Below are 18,676 nucleotides of genomic sequence, written 5' to 3' on the forward strand. Positions count from 1 at the left end.
GCGCAGTGTCCTGGGGTCATGACCGGCTGCCTTGCAGAGCGCCACCACCGTCGGCCAGGGCGGAACGGCCTGTCCGGAGAAGTAGCGCGACAGCGAGGAACTGCTGACGTGGACGTCGCGGGCGAGCTCGCGCAGACTCCGTCCGGTTACGTCACGCAGCTGCAGTAGCTGCCCCGCCAACTCCTCACTCACACTTGCCAGCCTTCCCCCAGGAATCACGCGCTGATACTAGATGGAGTGGGGTGAGGCGGTGTCTTGATTGCCTGTACCTGCACCTGTACCTGCGCGGGAACGCGTCCCCGCCGCAACCTCCTGCTCAAATGCCTTACGAACGCGGGCTGTTGCCCCCGATGGCACCTACGAGGGTGATCGCTTCTTTCACGGGGCGGAGGGGTGGCAGTTGAAGCGGAGATCCTTTTGCGGGCAGTGGTGACCACCGGAGTGGCCGCGGCAGCCGGCGCGGCCAAGGTGCGGTCAGCGGCCGCCGCTACCGGGATTCATTGGCAGTGCATCGGGCTTCAGGACTCTGCTGAGGAATGTGTGATTTGGGTGGTCAAGCCATCTACCGCCGCCAGGTTCGTGAGCTGGGCATCCACCCGCTCATCGCCCGGCGCGGCACCGAGCACGGAAGCGGCCTGGGCAAGAACCGCTGGGTCGTCGAAGCGGCCTTCGCACTTCTGCGCTGGTTCCGCCGGCTGCGTATCCGGTAGGAAATCCGCGCCGACATCCACCAGGCCTTCCTTACCCTCGGCCGCGCAATCATCTGCTGGCGGTGCCTCAAAAAATAGTGCTGATCTGAGCCCTCAGCCCGAACCGCCGACCAGTGCCTCGCCGAGCGGGGTGCGCCGGTAGAGCACCGACCGTCCGGACCGGGCGCGGACGAGCAGACCTGCGCCTCGCAGGATGGCGAGGTGGTCTCCTACCGCGCCGGGTGCCATGGCGAGGCTTCGGGCGAGGTGGCTGGTACTGGCCGGGGCGTCCAGTGCCACCAGCAGCCGCGCTCGGGCCCGGCCGACCAGAGCGGTCAGCGCGTCCGGTTGGGGGACGGTCTCCTGTTCGCCCCACAGGGCGGCGGTGCCGCGGGCAGGGTAAACCAAGGTCCTGGGCCAGGGGTCTTCCAGGTGGGCGGCGATATTCCCGACGAAGACCGAAGGGATCAGCAGTAGCCCGTCGCCGACGAGGCGGACTGTTCCGCCTCGGAAGAAGCCGATCTCGATACCGCCGGCGCGCCAGACGATGCCCGGGTGCAGGCTCTCGATGGTCGTGGCCCATCCCTGTTCGCCGATCACACCCACCCGGTGCACGACATCGCGCTCACAGATCGTGCGCAGTTGCGGCCAGTCCGGGGCGAGCAGCTCGTGCCACGCCTGGTCCATCGCCTCGGCGATCCTGGAGACGGCGTCCGTCGAGTCCAGCACTGCGCGTACGCGGGGATCACGGGCGGACGGGCCGGTCGCGGTGGTGGCGAATTCGTGGCGGGCCGCTTCCAGCGGTGTGGCCCGGATCATGGCCAGGTCGTCTGCCCAGGTCTGGTTGAGGCCGCGTGGGGGCGGAGCGACGAAGTTCGGTCCGGATTGCGGGGTCTGCAGGGCGAGGACGGCGTTCAGCTCGGTCTCGCGGCGAAGCCGTTCAAAGGCCGGCAGGAGCCGGGTGGCCCAGGCTCGCGGCAGCGGCCGGTCTTGGCCGGCGAGCGAGCGCAGCAGTAAGCAGAGGTCCATCGCGGGCGACAGTGCGAAGCGGCTGCGCAGCAGGTCCTCGACGGAGACTTCGAAGCGGAGCACCCTGCCAGGCTACCGCGGGCCGTCTGCTCCGATTCGTCCAGCGACGAATCATTGGTGCGTGGCGTGGGCGCACGGCGAGGGTGGGCGTCATGACCCCAACCGTCGGCCCCGCACAGGGCAACCACCGTGCCACCTACCGGGAGGTGCTGGCCGAGCCGCGATTCCGGCTGCTCTTCTCGACCCGCACCGTCGCGATCACTGCGGGCGCGCTGCGGATCACCACGTTCTCGGTGCTGGTCTTCGCGGCCAGCGGCTCCGCGCTGTTGAGTGCATTGGCCTTCGGCATCGGCTTTCTCCCGCAGTTGTTCGGCTCTCTGCTGCTGGGCTCACTGGCTGACCGACTGCCGCCCCGTGCGCTCATCGCCGGCGGCTACGCCTTGGAGTGCGCCGCCGCCCTGCTGCTCGCCCTGGTGCGGATGCCGATCGCGGCAAGCCTCAGTATCGTGGCGCTGGTTGCCCTCGCCACACCGGTGTTCAGCGGCGCGTCGAGTCGGCTGGTCGCGCAGTGGTTGGAGGGCGACGCCTATGTACTGGGCCGTTCACTGAACAACATCGCTGCCTCCGGCGCGCAATTGTTCGGTCTGGCGCTGGGAGGTGCGGCCGTCGCGGTCCTAGGCCCGCGCCGGGCGCTCGCGGTCAGCGCCGTCCTTTACCTCGGCTGCGCGCTCGCTGTCCGCATTCGGCTACCCCAGCTGCAGCTGGAGGAGTTCGGCGGCACACCCGGCAGCACTCGGGGCGATGGCGGGGCCGTCCGGGCAAGCCTGCACGGTGCTCGCCTGCTGCTGCGCGGACGCACGGTGCGACGGCTGATGCTGGCCCAGTGGCTACCGTCCGCGTTCGTAGCGGGGGCGGAAGGCCTGATCGTCGCCTACGCGGGAGGACGCCACTTCGCGCCCGGCTGGTACGCGGTGCTGATGGGCTGTCTGCCGGTCGGCATGCTCGTCGGTGACCTGCTGGTGGGCCGACTCCTACGGCCACTCACCCGGGAGCGACTGGTAGTCCCGTTGATTGCGCTGATGGGACTGCCGCTGGTCGGCTTTGCTGCCAAACCCGGAGTGGGCGTCTCGTCCTGTCTGCTGCTGCTCTGCGGCTTCGGATTCGCCTACGGTCTCGGCCTGCAACGGCCGTTCCTGGACGCCCTGCCGCAGGATGGCCAGGGCCAGGCCTTCGGTCTGCTCGGCTCCGGCAGCATGACGCTGCAGGGCGTCGGGCCGGCCTGCTTCGGCTCGGTGGCCGCAGGCATCGGAACAGGCGGCGCAATCGCCCTGGCAGGCGGAGCGGCGGCACTGACCGCCGGCTGGATTCTCAGCTGGCACTTGCCCACCTCCCCGGTCCCCGTCCCGAACTACTCAACGGGATCAGAGAACGGCACCGAACAGCATGCGTGTAGTTCTCCTGCGCAGTAACCGTCGCAGGTCGGGTCGGCCACGAGCCGTCACGCACCCCACCCCCACATCAAGGGACGCTGGTACCAGCTGGAAATCACCCGAACCGGGAACGACACCTGGACCCGGCTACATGGTCGACTCCACGACCAACACCTCGGCAACTACCGGAAGTTGGACCGTCTCCTGCTCGGCCGGGCAGCCTCATGCCGAGTGGCGTCGGCTTCGTCGAGTACTTCAAGTCGGTCGCCGACTGCGCCTCGAGCCCGTGCAGGCAGGCGGTGCGGGGTGCGCTTTCCCTATCCCGTGGACCCGGCACGGGCACGCACCAACACCAGCACGTACATCTACGGCCCGTACAAGGCGACCGCGGCGGCTCCCTCTCGGCCGACTCCTGGCAGATGTACCGGACAACGGCCCGAGCCCCGACCAGCCGCCGGGTAGGAAGGTGGAGCCGCAGTGTCGGTGTTGCGACTCCACCGCCTTGCCCGCCCATGAGCCCATTGAACGGCTCGGAGCATTCGTCTATGACCGTTTCGGATTTTCGCGACTCGGCACGGACGGCCCGCTCTTTGCTCTCAGACCATGATGAGCAGACGCGTATTCGGCTTGAGCTTTCTGTTCACCGAACGACTCTGCACGTACACCTCCAACTTGGGATTGTTCCCCGCCTTCACCGAGACTGTCCCCTGGATACCCGTACCGAACAGAAGACTGCGCGCCGCGTCGCCCGTATAGGCGCGGTCGGTGTCCTTCTCGACCACGATGACTTCTTTGTTCTGCTGAACCTGAGCCCGGGCGCCCAACTGGTAGTAACACGAACCACGTTCGTACGTAACTCCCGGATGCGAATCGACGAAGGGGCGAATCTCGATCTCCTTGTCGACCTTCAGAAGCCGGTACTTGTCGGCCGGAACGGGTTCGAGGTTCGCCCGCACCTCGTCGACCGATATGTCCTGCCCGACGGCGAACAGGTTCTTGGTGCCGCGCACCCCCTGCTCGCGACCCCGGAGGAAGCTGGTCGCGGCAGCGCGCACGGTGCCGATCGCCTCCTCGACACCCTTCTGGGAGTCCGCATCCCAGATGGCGATGTTTCCGGCCGGGAACCCGTAGTTCTGCGCGGTGCGCTTGGCCAGGGAGTTCGGAACGAGGATCGCGGAAGTCCAGTGCCCCGGAAGCCCGCCCATCGTCGCCGTGATCCTGTCGAGCCAAGGGCCAAGGATGGTCGGGTCGCCGTCGTGCCGCCTGTCGCCGCCGGAGGCGTTCTCCTCTCCGTCCGTCACCACGATCTGGAGAAAGCTGTGCTCACCGTATTCCTCCCAGATGTGGCCCAGGTCGTCCAGAGACTTCAAGGAAGCCTCGATGAGGGCCGTAGCCCCATTGTTGACCTGATACAGGCCCAGCATCGACGGCAGGTGTTTCACGTCCATGTCCCAGACGAGATTCTCCACCCGGTGGTCGAAGGAGTAGAGGCTGATCCGGGTCTCATGTCCGAGGCTGTCCGATTCGGCCTTCAGGCCGGCCACGAACTCGTCCACAACGCGGATGAGTTGATTCTGGTGCGGACGCATGGAACCCGAACAATCCACGACCAGCGCGACGTGGTTCACCTTGTGCTTGATCTTGTTTGCGGACATGTTTCTGCTCCCCCTCCGAGGCTCCCCAAGTGATGTATTCACTCTATGCGGAGGCACTGACAATGGCGTTTGACGCCCGATCACCTGCCCGCATCAGGTGCCTGCATCAGGTGCTTTGCCCGGCCGCGCCTGGTAGCGGCTCACCGCCGCGGCGCGCTCCGCCACAGCGGTGGAGACCTCCGGCGCCGAACCGATACCCGCCGACGACCGCGAAGGCGGACCGGGTTCGTCGTGCACTCACTGTCGTCCTTGGATGCCGCTTCTTATGGCAAGTTCCTGAAAACTGAGCTGTGCAGAGATACTCCTGTGGTGCTGTTGACATGGATCGCCGAGGTGGCGGACGAACCCCTGGTGCTGGAACCGGATGACCGGCAGGTGGAATGGGAGACCAACACCTGGCGGCTCGGTGCGGAGGACGAAGACAGGATGTCGTTGTCCGTCCCCGAGGTGGTCGCCGCCTTCCAGCAGACTGCTTCCGTCATCCGGTCCCGCATTCGCGAGCTGGACTTTCACGGGGTGGCGACGTTCTACGTGTGGCACGACGAACAGGCCGGGCAGCTCCGGTGCTCAACTGGATCGGTGCCCCCGAATGAGTTGCCGTTCGGCGGCTCCTACGTGCGTTCCGGTGATCTCGGACTGGTCATCGAGGGATTCCTCACCGACCGTCAGCCGGGCGTCATCACCTGGTCGAATCTGGATGACGGGCAGAACTGCGCGGAACAGGACGCGGCCGGGCAAGAGGTCATCCCCTTCCCCGTCTGGGTCACCAGTGTCGGAACCGCCTCACGCTGACCGCTGCCGCCCGGCCGCACAGACGAGGCGACGGTGACCGGATGAGAGCGACGGCAACGGCCGCGAACGCAAGGAAAGTGCCCGGCCTTGCGCTCGTAGCGGCGATGCGGGCGGCGAGGCCGCGCTCGCCGTAGACGAGCGGCCGCAATGTCGTGCCGTCGGCCGTGGGCCGTCGGCTGCGGCGGCGAGCTCCCTCCAGCCGTCGTCGGCGAGCAGGCTGCCCGGGTCTCGGTTGCCGGTCTCGACGGCACTGTCGCTGTCGCCGGCGATGCGTGCGGCAGCGGTGGTTCCGGCCGTGCGCATGGTGGCGAGCTTCATCGGGAGACGAAGGCGGAGACGCAGACGCGGACCGGCCTTTCGATGACCGGTCGACTGCCGGAAGGCATGAAGTGAGGGGGCTTCTCGCCATCTGTCAGTGGCCCTTGAAAGCCTCCTCCAGCCACCAGGACGGGTGCTCGGCGGTGACCTTGGCATCGATGAGCAGGGGTGTGGAGCGGGTCCCGGTGACCCAGTCCCGGACGGGTTCGAGGTCGGCGAGAGTGCGGACGGTGACCGCTTCGAAGCCGTAGCCCCGGGCGATGGCGGCGATGTCGGTGGGCGGGAACACGACCGTGTCCAGAGGGAATTCGCCGGGGCCGAAGTGGTGGACCTCGGCCCCATAGGCGTCGTCGTTGTAGACGACGACCACCATCGGCAGGCCCAGGCGGCGGACGGTGTCCAGCTCGACGGCACTCATCAGCGCGCCGCCGTCCCCGAGGGCGGCGACGGGCAGCCGGTCGGGCCGGGCCAGCGCCGCTCCGATCGCCGTCGAAAGGCCCAGGCCGATGGATTGGAAGGCCTGGGTAAAACACAGGCTGTTGTGGTCGGGCACGGACAGGAACATGGAGGGGTAGCCCATGAAGTTCCCGGAGTCCACGCCGATCACGCGCTCGGCGGGCAGCAGGTCATCCAGCGCGATGCTCAGGGTGCGTGGGTCGATGCGCTCATGGCTGCTCTCGTCCTTGTAGGCCACGTCCCGCCAGCGCACGTGTGTGGCGATGGCCTCTGCGATGGTGGCGGTGCGGTAGCCGGGTCGTTGGCCTCCGCTCGTCTCGAGGGCGCGCCGTGCGGTGCGTTCGACATCGCCGGTGATGCCGAGGTGGATGGTGCGGTGCCTGCCGAGGGCGGCGGGGTCGTCGTCGATCTGGACGACGGTGGCGTCGGGGGCGATCAGCCGACCGTGCCGCATCGTCCACATGTTCAGCGCGCAGCCCCAGCCCACGATCACATCCGCACCCCGTACCAGTTCCGCGGTCAGGGGCGAGGAGAAGCCGCCGGACACGTCGAGCGACCACGGGCTGTCGTGGAACAGCCCGCGGGCGACGGCAGAGGTGGCCAGGAGCGCGCCGTGCCGCTCCGCTAGCGCGGTCAGGGCGTCTCGGCCCTGGGGCGTGCGCGCTCCCCGGCCGGCGACGAAGACGGGGCGTTCCGCGCGTTCGAGGGTCTGCACCAGTTCGGCGACGGCGTCCGACTCGGGCTCGACCGGGGACCGTCCGGGAGGCGGGGAGACCGGTGTGCCTTCGGGGACGTCCAGGGCCTGGATCTCCAGCGGGAGATTGAGCAGTACGGTGCGGCGCTCGTGCAGGGCCCGGCGCACGGCGCCGCATGCCTGCTCGACCGCGTCCTCGGCCGACGTCACCCGCGCGCTGACCGCTCCCACCGAGTGCGCCAGCGCGTCCTGGTCGACGTAGAAGTTCGAGGTGGTCTCAGTGGTCTCCGCCGCGAGGACGAGCAGCGGGGTGCGGCTCTTGGCCGCCTCGGCGATACCGGTGAGCGCATTGGTCAGCCCGCACCCCTGGTGCACCGACAGCGCCGCCACCTTGCCGCTCATGCGGGCATAGGCATCGGCCATGGTGGCCGCCCCGCCTTCATGGCGGGCCGCGACGAACCGGGAGCCGGCCGCGACCAAGGCGTTGGTCAGATGGAAGTTGCCCGAGCCGACCACGCCGAAGACGTGGTCGACGCCGGCCGCTGCCAGGGCCCGGCCGACCGCCTCTGCGACCTTCATGCGTGCTCCACCAGCGCGAGCACGCGGGCGGGGGCGCCGGATCCGGTGACGATGGGCAGCGGTCCGGCCAGGACGACGGCGCCGGTCGGCGGCAGCGCGGCGAGGTTCTGCAGCTGGGTCAGGCCGTACTTGCCGCTGCCCATCAGGAAGGAATGACACGGGAAGGCCGGATCGAAGCCCGGTGCCTGACCGGCGTCGGTACCCACCGTCTCGACCCCGAGGCCGATCACGGGCGACTCCTCGGCGACCCAGCGGGCGCACTCCGCCGAGAGCCCTGGAGTGTGCGGCCCGTTCTCATCGGCGTTGAGGAACTCCTGCTGAGCGTGCGAGCGGTCGTCCCACCCTGTGCGCAGCAGCAGCCAGCCCCCGTCGGGCAGTGGCCCGTACTTCTCTTCCCATGCCTTGACGTGGTCGACCTCGACCAGGAAGTCGGGGTTCGCGGCCGCCTCGGCGGAGAAGTCCAACACCGCTGCCGGGGCGATCAGTTGCTGCGCGGGCACGGATGCCACGTCGGCGAGGTCCTGCCCGGTGATCCAGTGATTGGGTGCGTCGAAGTGCGTGCCGGTGTGCTCACCGCTGCGGAAGTTGTTCCAGTACCAGGCAGGTCCCCGGTCGTCGTAGCGGCTGATCTCCTCCAGTTCGAACACCGCGGTCTGGCCGAACTGGGCGGGCAGTTGGAGCACCGGAGTGGACGACGACAACGGCGCCGTGAGGTCGACGACTTCGATCGAGCCACTGCGCAACGCGGACGTCAGCGCGGCGAGGACGGAGGGGTGGGACATCATGGCCTCCTGCGGCTAGGGGCTGATCCGCGACGATCATAGTGCTGGCGCAGGCATACAGAGGGCGGCACCAGAGGTACGACACGCCTCAAGTGCAGCTGTCTGTCATCTGCCCGAGGCAGGAAGGTGCGCGAGGCCGGTTTCGTTCATGATGCGCTCTACCGTGGCATCGAGCCGGCTGTCTGCACCGATCACCGACTCCAAGCCGCCGGGGAGCAAGTCCCGCTCCCGGTACCAGTCGCGCAGGTGCTGCTCAGTGACCTGGGCCAGATACTCGTGATCAGCCTTCGACGCGTGCCGCACCAGCGTCTCCTCGATCGAGATGTCGAGGTAGTAACACCGTGAGACACCACGATGGGCACCGACCAGGCCGGCGACCATGTCGCCGTAGCGGTCGGCATACAGGATTCCCTCGACCACCACGTGGTAACCGGCATCCAGCGCGTAGCGGGCGACCGTGTCGATCAGGCCGATGTTGGCGCCGCCGGGCACGTCCCGCTCGCGCAGCACGATCCGACGAAGGTTGTCCTGCCCCACCAGGGCCAGGCCCCGCCCGAAGCGGTCCCGGATCCCGGCCGCCACCGACGACTTGCCGGACGCCGAGTTCCCGCGCACCACTACCAGCCGGGTCTCTTCAGTTCCCACACTCACGCGCAGAACCGTAGCCGCAACTGAAAGACGCGGCCACGCGGGGGTCATCAGGACTCCTTCGTGGATACGCCCGGGTTCAACCGGCTGAGGAAACGAAGTTCCCGCGTGAGCGAGGCGGGAAAGCGGATTCGCGGGCAAGGCGGATCGGCGTCCTCCCGGTGACGGGGTGAGGCAGCCCGCAATGATCAAGTGCTCTCAACTGTCAGTCCCCCCAGGTAGGTTCGGGTGCATGACGGCATCAGCGAGGGCGGAGAGTGCCGGGCATGCCCGGTACACGTACCGTGTGCGCCTGTCGAAGACGGCCCGGGGTGCGCTCAAAGCTGAGTGGGACCGGTGCCGGTGGCTCTGGAACGAATGTGTGGCCAAGTCCGAGGCCGTGTACCTGCACAACAAGGCCACCGGTGAGAGGCAGACGTGCGGGCCGGTACAGCTCGCGGCCATGCTGACGCAGGCGCGTGCCCGCACGGCGTGGCTGCGTGAGGGCGCATGCGTTCCCCAGCAGCAGCTGATACGCGACTTCGGCAAGTCCCGCGCCAAGGCGCTCAAGGACATCAAGGCCCGGATGCCGCTGCGGCAGCGCGCCGGGATGCCGAAGTACAAGAAGAAACGCGATGCCCTTGCGTCCCTCGAATACACCCGGCGCGGCTTCCGGATCAAGAATGGCCGTCTGCACCTGGCGGGCGGGATTGTGTTGAGGGTGGTGTGGTCGCGGGATCTGCCGGCTGAACCGTCCAGTGTCCGCGTCTACCAGGACAGCACCGGAGCGTGGTACGCCTCCTTCGTCGTCCCTGCCAGGACCGAGCACTTGCCGCAAACCGGCGCGGTGATCGGGATCGACTGGGGCGTGAGGGAGACCGCAACCACCACCAGCGACGACCACGACCTTGTCCATGCCGAGCACGGCCGCACCGCCGCGCACAGGCTCGCCCGCTACCAGCGGATGATGGCCCGGCGTCAGCCCAAGCGTGGTCAGGCCGCCTCGAAGGGCTACCGCGCAGTGCAGCGGCAGACGGCGAAGCTGCACAAGAAGGTCGCCCGGCAGCGACAGGACACCGGCCGTAAGTGGGCCAAGCGCGTGGTGCGTGACCACGACGCTTTGGCCGTGGAGGACTTCCGCCCGAAGTTCCTCGCCAAGACCACGATGGCCCGTAAGGCTGCCGACGCCGCGATCAGCGCGACGAAGAAGGCACTGATTGAGATGGGCCGCAAGCATGGCCGGGCGGTGCACCTGGTGCACCCTGCCCACACCACCATGGAGTGTGCGCAGTGCGGAGCGAGAACCAAGCACGCACTGCCTCTTTCCGAACGAACGTATGCCTGCACCGCGTGCGGAGCCGTATCCCCCAGGGATAAGAACTCCGCGCGCGTGATGCTGGTCCGGGCTGGTCTTCAACCCGGCTAGCGCTGATCGTGTAAGACCTGACGGCCCGCCGGGCCGCAGGCGACGTGAGCTAGGAATCCCCCACGTTTGCAGGGGGGAGGAGTCAATACTCTGGCCGCACGAGAGATGGATCTCGCCCACGTGGTGGACGAGGGAGAAGGGGACACCAGCGTCGTCCAGTGGCAGGCCGGCCGCGAGAGGTACTGGCTGGGCGAGGAGATGCGCGCGGCGTTGGAGGACCCCTACTGGAGAGCCGCTCCGGGGAGGAGCGAGGAGAGGTGCGATATGCGCAGAGCGCCAGACATCAGGCAAAGTCACAGTCGCAGGGGCAGAGGCAGAGGCAGAGGCAGGGTGACCGTCGCCGTGCTGGCCACCCTCCTCACGGCTGCGGGATGCGCCACGGGCTCCGGCGGCACGGCGGACTCCAGCGGGAAAGACGCCCCGCCGAAGACCTCTGTTGACTTCCTCACCTGGGAGTTCGAGCACATCGCGGACTTCAGCGGAAAGCTCACCGATGTCGCGGCCCTGGCCAAGGACGACGTCTGGGCGGTGGCGACCGAGAACAACGGTGCGTCAAATGCCCACCTCCTGCACTTCGACGGTACGCGGTGGAAGCGCGAGCCCCTGCCCGAAGCCCTCGGCACCAGCCTCTACCCGCCCGCCCTCGAAGAGGTCGGTGAGAAGACATTGTGGCTGCGGCCGCAGACCGCTGAAGACGCCTCCGCCGTGAACCGCTGGGCACAGTGGAACGGCACCCGCTGGTCGCCGGTGCCGAACCCTCCGCCGGGCGCTGCCGGTGACTTCGAGGCCACAGGCCCGGACGACATCTGGACCCTCGACGCCGCCAAGCAGGCCGCGCAGCACTGGAACGGCACCCGCTGGACCACGACCCGTCTGCCCTACGGAACCTCCGATCTGGCGATCGTTGGACCGGCCGATGTCTGGGCGGTCGGCAGCCGCTCAACGGGGCCAGGCACCGAACTGGGCACCGGCGAGGGCTACAGCCAGCCCGCCTCGATGCACTGGGACGGTACGTCCTGGAAAGCGGTGGACACGCCACAGGCCCGCTTCAAGGCCCCCGTCCCGCCGGAACCCGGCGCCGACCTCAACCAGGTCTTCGCCCTCGACAGCGGTGAGATCCGCGCGTACGGCATCAACACCTTCAACCACGGCGAGGTCGACAACGAACCCGCGGACCAGTTCCTCCGGCTGCGCTGGGACGGCTCCCAGTGGGTCGAGCAGGAGCCCGCGCCGGGCGGTTGCGCTCTGCGCACGCCGGTCGGTCAGGACGACAAGGGCCTGTTCCTCGACGGCAATTGGTACCTCACCGACGCCGGCACATGCGTGAAGATCATGCGCCACCGCCTTCCCCTGTCCACCGGCGCCCGCAAAGGATCGAACCAGTCCCTGTGGCTCGAGGAAATCCACCGGGTGCCCGGCACCGACGCATGGCTCGGCGCCGGACACGTCCAGGTCAACCAGTCCGGCGACCCCTTCGGCGCCCCCGTCGTCGTACGCCTCAAGAGGGGCGGCTGACCTCCTCGACCACCTGAAGCCCGGCCGAGGCTCTGTCGCGGCTCAATCTCGGGCTTTCACCAGGGGCGCTGTCCGGTAGGTGACCGCCCGTCAAGACAGGATCTCGACGTACCCGTCGGTTCCGTGCACGCGGATCCGCTGCCCGTCCCGGATCAGCCGGGTGGCCTGCTCCACGCCCACGACGGTCGGCAAGCCGTACTCCCGGGCGATCACCGCGCCGTGGGTCATCAGGCCGCCCACCTCCGTCACCAGGCCCGCGATCCCGACGAACAGCGGCGACCAGCTGGGGTCCGTGAAGGCCGTGACCAGGATGTCGCCCGCTTCGAGATCGGCCTCCGCCATGTCGAGGATGACGCGGGCCCGCCCCTCGATGGTCCCGGCGGAAACCGGTACGCCGATCAGGGCGCCGGCCGGCGCGTCGTCGCGCCGGTACGCCCCGGTGAGGGCCTCACCGTCCGAGGTGAGCACCCGGGGCGGTGTGAGCGCGTGGTACGACCGGAACGCCTCCTTGCGCTGCTGGATGAGCTGGTCGTCCACCTGGTGCGAGCGCACGATGTCGTGGAGTTCCTGGAAGGTGAGGTAGAAGACGTCCTCCTGCTCAGGAAGCACGTCGGCCTGCACCAGACGCTCGGCCTCCGCGAGCAGGGCCTGCTTGTAGACGAAGTAGCGGCTGATGATGCCGTACTTGGGGTACTCCCGGTACCCGATGAAGGTTCTGACCCGGTCGATCATCCCCTTGACCTCGTCGGCTTTCCGGTCCCCGTCCGGCAGGGCCCGCAAGCGTGACAGCACGTCCTGTTCCTTCTTCTGGGCCTTCTGCCGCCCTTGCTCGAAGCGCCGCTCGGCGGCGCCCGGCTCGAAGTTCCTGACGTTGTCGAGGATCACGGGCACCAGCGTGCTGGGGCGCTCGCGCCAGCGTGGCCTCGTGATGTCGATCTCGCCGACGCAGCGCATGCCGTACCGGTCGAGGTAGGCCTCGATCGCGTCGCGCGCTTCGGTCCCGCCCGCGAGCTTCGCCAGCTCGTCCAGGAAGTCATCGCCGTGGACGTCCTGCAGGAACGCCACCACCTCCGGCTGGGGGCGGATCACGTCCGCGACGTCGAGCAGTGCCAGTCCCATCTCCGACGTGATGTTGTCGGGGGCGGACAGCGTCAGCGTGTCAGCCACGTTCTTCTCGCCGAGCCACTCCTGCAGCTTGTCGTTGAGCCACCACGTGGCCTGCATTCCCGCCATGATCGCCTGAATGCTCAGCGGATCACTGAGCACTCGCTTGTGCTCCTCGAAGGCCTCCAGCAGGAAGTCGAACAGTGCCGGTCCGGTCTTCGTCCGGATGTCGCGCTCCAGGGCGGCGATGGACTCCCGGCTGCGCTCGATGAGCTCGGTGACGACGGCCGGATCGGTGTCGATCGGGGCGGGCGCGCCGCCGGCGGGCGGCCCGCCGGGGCCCGCGTCCGGGAGTGTCGGGACGAAACCGTCGCGGTCGAGGACGGTTTCCAGAGCGTGCCTGATCAGCGGATCGCCCTTCCCCATGGCCTCCAGGAGGCCGGCGCGGCTCGCGGGCGAGGCCAGGCGCCGGGTGACGTCGACGAACAGCCTCCCGCCGGCCTCGTGCATCGGCACCATCGCCGTCAGCTGCCACATGGAGAACCCCAGGGGTTTCATGGGGTCGGTCATCATCTGCCCATGACCGACGGAGACGTAGACGTGATTCTCCTGGTCGTCGGTCTCGGGGATGGGGAACAGCGTCGTGATCGGCCGGCTCTGCACGATCTGGAAGCCGTCATCGACCAGGCACCATTCGATGTCCTGCGGGCGGCCGAAGTGCGCTTCGATCAGCCGTCCGAGCTGTACGAGCCGCACGGCCTGCGCATCCGTCAGCGCCGGCTGCTCCTGCCGCTGCGAGTCGATCGCCACTTCCTGCGTCCCGCCGGTCGGCAGGGCGTGAACGGCACGCTGTTTGGCGACGATCGCCTTGTCGACGACTTCGCCGTCCCGCACCTTGAAGACGTCCGGGTTCACCAGGCCGGAGACCAGGGCCTCGCCGAGTCCGAAGCCGGCGTCCACGGTGGCGACCTTCCGGTTGCCCGTGACGGGGTCGGCCGTGAACAGGATGCCTGACGCATGCGGCAGGACCATCCGCTGCACGACCACGGCCATGTGGACCGTACGGTGGTCGATGCCGTTGCGCTGGCGGTAGGTCACGGCCCGCTCGGTGAACAGCGAGGCCCAGCAGCGGCTGATGTGCTGGAGGATCGCCGTCGGCCCCACGACGTTCAGGTAGGTGTCCTGCTGGCCGGCGAAGGAGGCCGTCGGCAGGTCCTCTGCCGTAGCGCTGGATCGGACGGCGTAGGCGACCTGCTCGCCGAGCCGGGCGAGCGCGCGGGTGATCTCCGCGGCGAGGTTGCCCGGGATGGCGATCTCTTCGATGGTGCGGCGAATCTGCGCGCTGAGCGTGCGGATCGCCTCCCGGTCGTCGGGGTTCAGGCGCGACAACTGGTCGAGCTGATCGTCGATCGACGGTGCTTCCGCCGTGATCCGCCGGAAGGCGTCCGTCGTCACGCAGAAGCCACCCGGCACGCGGATGCCGTCGATCCGCGACAGCCCGCCCAGGTGCGCGCCCTTGCCGCCGACGACCGCGACCTGAGTCCCGTCAACGTCTTGAAGATCCAACACGTACTGCTCAATCACTGCGTTACCTCCGAGGCAGCCGTGCTGCGTTGCACTGCGGTGGCCGGTCGAATCACCGGCACCTCCCACTCTGTCGAACCTCTTGTCGCGCACGTCCTCATCCCTGCTTGCGTTCCCTCAGACGAGCCGACCGGCCGCTCCAACCAGTCGGGCAGCACGCACCCCCGCACCTCCGTGCCGGGCACCCGCAACCGCGCTGCCGGTGCCACCACCGGTCAGCCGTCACCGCGCCCCCGTACGTCGACACCAGCACACGCACGTCGTGCCCCCATTTCCGCAGGTTGTGGCGTCGGCCGACGATTCTGCGCCAAGACCCGGGTCTTGCGGCAAGCCCCCCAACGCGCTATAAGTTGAGAGTGGCAAGGAGAGAACTCTCCTTGCCTTTGTCATTTCCATTGCACGTGCCTTTGCCGTCCATCGGAAATGACAAGCCTTCTCGCGTTGCGGTACGGTCGCCAGCTTGCTGAACTGGCGCGGGCTCAGCCCGGTGAACGGGGGGTCCAGGAGCTCCGACGCCGTGATCACACCAGCGACGCCAAGATCATCGCACCTGTGCCCGAGGCTCAGCCGCACCCTCTCGCTACCGCTCAGCGGCGAACCCCATGCGGGGTCGTGTCGCGATCCCCTCGTCAGGCGGGCAAGCAGGAACTCCGCCGCGTTGGGGGCGGCGTCCTGCGGAGCCCCCCGTCAGCCTGGTCCCCCAGAGGTCAACCTCCCAGCTTGCGATCTGCTGTGCGCAGCTCCGGCATGCATGGTTCCCGGTCATGCCATGGCACGGCCTCGGCCAACTCCCCTTCGGTTCTTCTTTTCTGTGGACAAAGTGTGGACGCTCCGCGACCCCATCCCTACGCTGAGCGTCGCTCGGCCACGGAAGTCTGCGTTACCCACAGCGGAACCACGCAGGAGGAAGAGTGACGCCACGCCCCGCACACATGTCCCGCCCCAGACGTCGCGGCGCCCGAAGAGCCACCGGGCTGCTGCTCACCGCTCTCCTCGGTGCCGGTCTGGTCGCCCCGGCGCCCACCGCGGCCGATGACAATCCACGGCCGTTCGCGGATCTGCCACCGCAGGAACCGGGGGTGACCCTGCGCGTCTTCGACATACAGTCACCACTGAGCAAGCTGTGCGATCTCAAGCCCGCGCAGACCCCGAACGTCGACAAGCTGATCCCCACCGCCGACTGGACGTCCACCGACGGCTTCGGGTTCGAGAACAACTTCGTCTCGCAGATCATCGGCAATCTGAACGTGCCGGAAGCCGGCGCCTACGGCTTCCGGCTGATCAGTGACGACGGTTCGCGGCTCTTCCTCGGCGACCAGCAGGTCATCGATCACGACGGGCTGCACGGAGCCGAGCCCAAGGACGGCGAGATCACGCTCAACGCCGGCTATCAGTCGCTGCGCATCGACCACTTCGACGCGGGCGGCGGCCAGCAGGTCACCCTGCAGTGGAAGCCGCCGGGAGCAAGTGAGTTCACCACCGTGCCGAACTCCGTGCTGAGCACGGACGCCGGTGTCGTGCGAGTGACGGCGCCCGGCCGCAAGGAGTGCGAGGGGACGTACGACACCCCCGGTGACGGGCTGCCGCTGACCGAGGTCAACCCGGGTTACAAGCTGACCGATCTGCGGCCCAAGGGCTTCGAGCCGCAGGTCTCGGCGATGGACTGGCTGCCCGACGACCGCCTTGCGATCACCACATGGGGCGGCAGCACCGAGACGAAGGGCGAGGTCTACCTCCTCGACCACGTCACCGGGGACACCGGGCCGGACAAGGTCACGTACAAGAAGATCGCCGACGGGCTCAAGGAGCCGATGGGGATCAAGTATGTGGACGGGAAGCTGTACGTCTCCGAGAAGCATCAGCTGACCGAGCTCGACGACACCGACGGCGACGACGTCGTCGACGAGAAGCGGAAGATCGCCGAGTGGCCGTACGGCGGGAACTTCCACGAGTTCGCCTTCGGGCTGCTCTACGACAAGGGCGACTTCTATCTGAATCTTTCGGTCGCGATCAATTACGGCGGAGCGAGCACCGATCCGCAGCCCGCGCCGAACCGCGGTACGACCATCAAGGTCAACAAGGCGACCGGCAAGGTCAGTTACCTCGCCGGCGGTCTGCGCACCCCGAACGGGATCGGGCGCGGCCCGGGCGACGATCTGTTCGTTGCGGACAACCAGGGTGGCTGGCTGCCCGCGTCCAAACTCGTGCACATCAAGCAGGACCGGTTCTTCAACCACTACATGAACCCGGACGGTCCCTTCGACGACCAGCCCGTCACCAAGCCGGCGCTCTGGCTGCCGCAGAACGAGATCGCCAACTCACCCAGTACACCGATGCAGTTGAAGAAGGGGCCGTTCGCCGGGCAGATGGTCTTCGGTGACGTGACCTACGGCGGACTCCAGCGGGCCGACCTGGAGAAGGTCGACGGCGAGTACCAAGGTGCGGTGTTCCGGCACACTCAGGGCCTCGAGTCCGGCATCACCCGGATCAGCACCGGGCCCGACGGCGCGATCTACACCGGCGGACTCGGCGCCGACGGCAACTGGGGCCAGGAGGGCAAGCTCCGCTTCGGACTGCAGAAGCTGACGCCGACGGGGAAGACCGCCTTCGACATCAAGACGATGCGCGCCACCCGCGACGGCTTCGAACTCACCTACACCAAACCCCTGTCCGGGGAGACCGCGACCAAGCTGACCAAGGGCGCCTACTCCGTCGAGCAGTGGCGCTATGTGCCGACACCCGCGTACGGCGGACCGAAGGTCGACGAGGAGTCGCTGCCGGTCACGTCGGCGAAGCTATCCGACGACCGCCGCAAGGTCCGGCTCACCATCCCGGGCCTGAAGCCGGACCGCGTGGTGCACGTGCGCTCGCCCCGCCCGTTCTCGTCGTCCGAGGGCGAGCAGCTGTGGTCAACCGAGGCTTGGTACACGCTCAACGCCAAGCCTGGCCCCAAGGAGCCGGTCACCACCTACGACGCCGAGTCCGCGAAGCTCTCCGGCAGTGCCGGCATCGACACCGAGCACGCCGGCTACACCGGCGGGGGCTTCGTCGACGGCTTCGGTGAGCAGGGGGCGAAGGCGAGCTTCGACGTCGTGGCCGACAAGAAGGGCATGTACGACGTCGGCCTGCGCTACGCGAACGGCCCGCACCCCGCACCGGGCACCAAGACGATCGGCGTCACCGTCAACGGCGGTGAACCGAAGCAGACGAGCCTGCCGTCCACGGGCGAGTGGAACCGCTGGTCCACCAAGACCGAGCGGCTCGAACTGCGCAAGGGCCGCAACACGATCACGTACGCCGTCGGGGCCGGTGACACCGGACATGTGAATCTCGACGCGCTCGACGTGCGCCGGCCCGGCGCCCGGATCGACCTGTTCTCCGGCGGGAGCATCTCCACCGCCTGGCAGCACTCCGACGGCCGCAGCGCGGAATGGCCGCACACCGCCGAGAAGTCCATGGAGGTCTGCTGCGGCGACCTGCGCACGAAGCAGCACTTCCGGGACTTCAAGCTGCATGTCGAATTCCGGGTGCCCAAGCTGCCGGACGACGTGACCGGACAGAACCGGGGCAACAGCGGGGTCTATCTCCAGGAGCGGTACGAGGTGCAGATCCTCGACTCGTTCGGCGTGGAGAAGCTCGCGAACAACGAGGCGGGGGCGATCTACCAGAAGAAGGCCGCCGACCTCAACGCGTCTACTGCGCCGGAGACTTGGCAGACGTACGACATCACGTTCCGCGCGGCCCGCTTCGACGCGGACGGCAAGAAGACGTCCGACGCCAGGGTCACTGTGGTGTGGAACGGCAAGAAGGTCCACGACAACGTGGCGGTCGACGGCCCGACGGGCGCGGGCGACTCGGAGTCCGCGGCGGCGGGGGCCATCCGGCTCCAGGACCACGGGAACAAGGTGCGATTCCGGGATGTGTGGGTGGAGCCACTGTCCTGACCTGGTTGTTTCCGCAGAGCGCCCTGCCGACGGTTCGGCCATCGGGCCGTCG

The 18,676-nt window shown here is 68.0% G+C and carries 10 protein-coding genes and 4 pseudogenes; 7 read left to right on the top strand and 7 right to left on the bottom strand.

Going from position 1 to position 18,676, the window contains the following annotated elements; translation table 11 throughout:
* Window positions 1-9 precede the first annotated feature (9 nt).
* A pseudogene (locus tag ACWFR4_RS41650) lies at window positions 10-219 on the bottom strand (helix-turn-helix domain-containing protein); the annotation flags it as partial.
* A gap of 341 nt (window positions 220-560) precedes the next feature.
* On the opposite strand from ACWFR4_RS41650, the pseudogene ACWFR4_RS41655 reads away from it, so the two are divergent.
* Window positions 561-788, top strand: a pseudogene (locus ACWFR4_RS41655) (IS5/IS1182 family transposase); the annotation flags it as partial.
* 15 nt (window positions 789-803) lie between these two features.
* On the opposite strand, the gene ACWFR4_RS41660 reads toward ACWFR4_RS41655, so the two are convergent.
* Window positions 804-1,781, bottom strand: a complete 978-nt coding sequence (locus ACWFR4_RS41660; protein WP_453656770.1) for an ArsR/SmtB family transcription factor — start codon at window positions 1,779-1,781, stop codon at window positions 804-806.
* A gap of 89 nt (window positions 1,782-1,870) precedes the next feature.
* Between ACWFR4_RS41660 and ACWFR4_RS41665 the strand changes: the two genes are divergently transcribed.
* Window positions 1,871-3,187, top strand: coding sequence for an MFS transporter (locus ACWFR4_RS41665; protein WP_453656771.1), 1,317 nt, complete (start codon window positions 1,871-1,873; stop codon window positions 3,185-3,187).
* A 557-nt stretch (window positions 3,188-3,744) separates the two neighbouring features.
* Here the strand turns inward: ACWFR4_RS41665 and ACWFR4_RS41670 are convergent.
* Window positions 3,745-4,803: a VWA domain-containing protein gene (locus tag ACWFR4_RS41670; protein ID WP_453656772.1), complete on the bottom strand. Its 1,059-nt coding sequence runs from the start codon at window positions 4,801-4,803 to the stop codon at window positions 3,745-3,747.
* A gap of 249 nt (window positions 4,804-5,052) precedes the next feature.
* On the opposite strand from ACWFR4_RS41670, the gene ACWFR4_RS41675 reads away from it, so the two are divergent.
* Window positions 5,053-5,595, top strand: coding sequence for a hypothetical protein (locus tag ACWFR4_RS41675; protein ID WP_453656773.1), 543 nt, complete (start codon window positions 5,053-5,055; stop codon window positions 5,593-5,595).
* Window positions 5,596-6,007: 412 nt separating this feature from the next.
* Here ACWFR4_RS41675 and ACWFR4_RS41680 read toward each other — a convergent pair whose 3' ends face one another.
* The 3 genes from ACWFR4_RS41680 to ACWFR4_RS41690 all read right to left on the bottom strand — a co-directional run bounded on the left by ACWFR4_RS41680 (window position 6,008) and on the right by ACWFR4_RS41690 (window position 9,123).
* Window positions 6,008-7,642: a thiamine pyrophosphate-binding protein gene (locus ACWFR4_RS41680; RefSeq protein WP_453656774.1), complete on the bottom strand. Its 1,635-nt coding sequence runs from the start codon at window positions 7,640-7,642 to the stop codon at window positions 6,008-6,010.
* Window positions 7,639-8,424, bottom strand: a complete 786-nt coding sequence (locus tag ACWFR4_RS41685; RefSeq protein ID WP_453656775.1) for a cyclase family protein — start codon at window positions 8,422-8,424, stop codon at window positions 7,639-7,641. The genes ACWFR4_RS41680 and ACWFR4_RS41685 overlap by 4 nt, the downstream gene beginning before the upstream one ends.
* A gap of 105 nt (window positions 8,425-8,529) precedes the next feature.
* Window positions 8,530-9,123 carry a kinase gene (locus tag ACWFR4_RS41690; RefSeq protein WP_453656776.1) on the bottom strand — a complete coding sequence of 198 codons (594 nt, stop codon included), beginning with the start codon at window positions 9,121-9,123 and terminating at the stop codon, window positions 8,530-8,532.
* A 181-nt stretch (window positions 9,124-9,304) separates the two neighbouring features.
* On the opposite strand from ACWFR4_RS41690, the pseudogene ACWFR4_RS41695 reads away from it, so the two are divergent.
* The 3 genes and pseudogenes from ACWFR4_RS41695 to ACWFR4_RS41705 all read left to right on the top strand — a co-directional run.
* Window positions 9,305-10,508, top strand: a pseudogene (locus ACWFR4_RS41695) (RNA-guided endonuclease InsQ/TnpB family protein); the annotation flags it as partial.
* A gap of 71 nt (window positions 10,509-10,579) precedes the next feature.
* Window positions 10,580-10,699: pseudogene (locus tag ACWFR4_RS41700) on the top strand (ASCH domain-containing protein); the annotation flags it as partial.
* A gap of 108 nt (window positions 10,700-10,807) precedes the next feature.
* Window positions 10,808-11,992, top strand: a complete 1,185-nt coding sequence (locus ACWFR4_RS41705) for a hypothetical protein (protein ID WP_453656793.1) — start codon at window positions 10,808-10,810, stop codon at window positions 11,990-11,992.
* Window positions 11,993-12,082: 90 nt separating this feature from the next.
* Here the strand turns inward: ACWFR4_RS41705 and rph are convergent, their stop codons facing one another.
* The gene (rph, locus tag ACWFR4_RS41710; protein WP_453656777.1) at window positions 12,083-14,680 is read right to left on the bottom strand and encodes a rifamycin-inactivating phosphotransferase; all 2,598 of its coding nucleotides are present in this window, start codon (window positions 14,678-14,680) and stop codon (window positions 12,083-12,085) included.
* Between the two features lie 932 nt (window positions 14,681-15,612).
* Between rph and ACWFR4_RS41715 the strand changes: the two genes are divergently transcribed.
* Complete coding sequence (locus ACWFR4_RS41715; RefSeq protein ID WP_453656778.1) at window positions 15,613-18,624, top strand: family 16 glycoside hydrolase; 3,012 nt, start codon at window positions 15,613-15,615, stop codon at window positions 18,622-18,624.
* The last annotated feature ends 52 nt before the right edge of the window (window positions 18,625-18,676 follow it).

This window comes from Streptomyces sp. NPDC055140, assembly GCF_053607285.1.

Excerpts from the sequence above, each read along its gene's own strand:
- ACWFR4_RS41665 (WP_453656771.1), top strand. The coding sequence starts at position 1,871 with ATGACCCCAACCGTCGGCCCCGCACAGGGCAACCACCGTGCCACCTAC.
- ACWFR4_RS41715 (WP_453656778.1), top strand. The coding sequence starts at position 15,613 with ATGTCCCGCCCCAGACGTCGCGGCGCCCGAAGAGCCACCGGGCTGCTG.
- ACWFR4_RS41685 (WP_453656775.1), bottom strand. The coding sequence starts at position 8,424 with ATGTCCCACCCCTCCGTCCTCGCCGCGCTGACGTCCGCGTTGCGCAGT.
- ACWFR4_RS41680 (WP_453656774.1), bottom strand. The coding sequence starts at position 7,642 with ATGAAGGTCGCAGAGGCGGTCGGCCGGGCCCTGGCAGCGGCCGGCGTC.
- ACWFR4_RS41670 (WP_453656772.1), bottom strand. The coding sequence starts at position 4,803 with ATGTCCGCAAACAAGATCAAGCACAAGGTGAACCACGTCGCGCTGGTC.
- ACWFR4_RS41690 (WP_453656776.1), bottom strand. The coding sequence starts at position 9,123 with ATGACCCCCGCGTGGCCGCGTCTTTCAGTTGCGGCTACGGTTCTGCGC.